The sequence below is a fragment of the Arthrobacter sp. H5 genome, assembly GCF_000520595.1.
Classification (GTDB): Bacteria; Actinomycetota; Actinomycetes; order Actinomycetales; family Micrococcaceae; genus Arthrobacter_D.
In genome coordinates this window covers 1-1,848 of sequence record NZ_AZSC01000366.1, presented here as the reverse complement: position 1 = coordinate 1,848, position 1,848 = coordinate 1, and the positions used below count along the sequence as shown (strand labels likewise).

Sequence of the window (1,848 nt, the reverse complement as noted above, 5' to 3'; positions counted from 1 at the left end):
GAACCAGAGGGTTCCGTCGGTTTTGCGGCCGATGAGGTCGGTCCGGCCATCATTGTTGAAGTCCTGGCCGCCGACGAGTTGGCTGTAGATGTCCCAGCCGGAGCCGATCCGGACCGGTGCCTGGAACGTCCCGTTGCCGGTACCGTCGTGGAACCAGAGGGTGCCATCAACGCGCCGTGAGACCAGATCATCGGTCCCATTGCGGTTGAAATCCCCCGCATTCACCGCCGCCAACGACCGCTGAACCACGGCCGGTGGTGTGCTTGAGCTGGAGTTGTTGCGGGCAAAAGCAGTCAGACCTGCGGCGGTGCCGTTCCAGCGGTTCCAGTCTCCGACAACCGGTCCCCTGTCGGTGTACTGCCACACACTGTGGGTGCTCCACCCGCTGGGAAGTGTCCCGGCGCAGCACGTGTTGTAAGAGGCCACATGAAGAGGGTGATTGGCAAAGGCAGTGCTGTTGCCGGTGCAACGGTTCCACCAGTCAGCGGTGGTGTAAATCATCGGCTGACGGCCGGTGCGGCTCACCATAGTGTTCGAGAAGTCGCGGATCCAGTTGACCATCTGCGACGGGCTCATGTTGTAACAGTCGTTGCCCAACGAAGGATAGGGGTTGTACTCAACGTCAAGCAGGGGAGGTAGGGTTTTGCCGTCAGCTGACCAGCCGCCACCGTTCTTGATGAAATAGTCTGCCTGCGTGGCGCCGCTCGAAACGCTGGGAATGGCGAAATGGTACGCGCCGCGGACCATGCCCGCGTTTGCTGCACCGCTGTATTGATCGTTGAAGTAGGGATTTTTGTACGTCGTGCTTTCGGTTGCCTTGGCATAGGCAAAACGGGATCCTTCCCGGTACGCTCCTGCCCAGTCGACGTACCGCCCCTGGTGGCTGCTCACGTCCACTCCGAGAATCCCGGCGGGTTTCCAATTGCTGATCGAAGCTGCCTGGGGTTGTGCAGCTGAAGACTCCGGCGCCCGAAAGGCCCCCTTCGTATCAGCATCCAGCTCCCCGGACACCGCTGCGTCAAGCTGGGCGGCCTCCTCGTAAGTCGGCTGTTGTGGATCGCCCGACTCCTCAATCCTTTGCAGGCCCTGGCCCATGCTGGCGCCGAGCGGACCGATCAACTCAGCGACCGCTTCAGCGTTTCGCGCAAGCCGTTCGGGTGAAACCTCCTCAGCCGGAGCGTCTGGCTTTTCGTCGAGTTCAAGGTCGCCTTGGGGAACCTCGGCCTTTTCTTCCGCTTCTCCCTCTACCTCCGGCTCTACTTCCGCCCCTGACTTGCCGTCTGCGTCGACCGGCGGCGTTGGGGCAAGTGGAGACTGGACGCTCTCCGGGAATTCGGCTGGCTCCAGGGCAGGCTGCACACTTTCATCAGGCTCATCAGTGGTGTGGGTTGTTGCCTCTGGAGTCGAGAGGTCTGATCCAGGGGTAAGTGGAGCCATTAGGGCCGTCGCCGGAGTGGCTCCTGCCACCATGGCGGCAGTCAAGAGGGTTGCAGCAACGATCCTGGAGGTACGGAACGTTCTCATATATTTTCTCCGGCAGATTGAGGTGGGTGGTTAGAGTTTTCCGGCGGGTTGTGGTGTGGTGGGGGCGCTGGTGTGGATGGTGCCGGTGCCGGCGTAGTACCAGAGGGTTCCGTCGGGTCGGGTGGCGAGGAGGTCGTTGCGGTTGTCGCTGTTGAAGTCTCCTGGTCCGAAGATGTCGGTGTAGGCTTGCCAGCCGCCGGTGCCGTTTTGTTGTGCTGGGGCGTAGCCTTCCTGGGTGGTGCTGGCTTGTCCGGTGCCGGCGTAGAACCAGAGGGTTCCGTCGGGTCGGCGGGCGAGGAGGTCGTTGCGTTTGTCGCCGTTGAA

General features: G+C 61.9%; 2 protein-coding genes. Both read right to left on the bottom strand.

The annotated features are described in order from the left end of the window. The coding region (locus Y708_RS29525) for a GH25 family lysozyme (protein WP_173401493.1) at positions 1-1,524 on the bottom strand (1,524 nt) is incomplete at its 3' end. A gap of 30 nt (positions 1,525-1,554) precedes the next feature. Next, the coding region (locus Y708_RS22250) for an FG-GAP-like repeat-containing protein (protein ID WP_035774980.1) at positions 1,555-1,848 on the bottom strand (294 nt) is incomplete at its 5' end.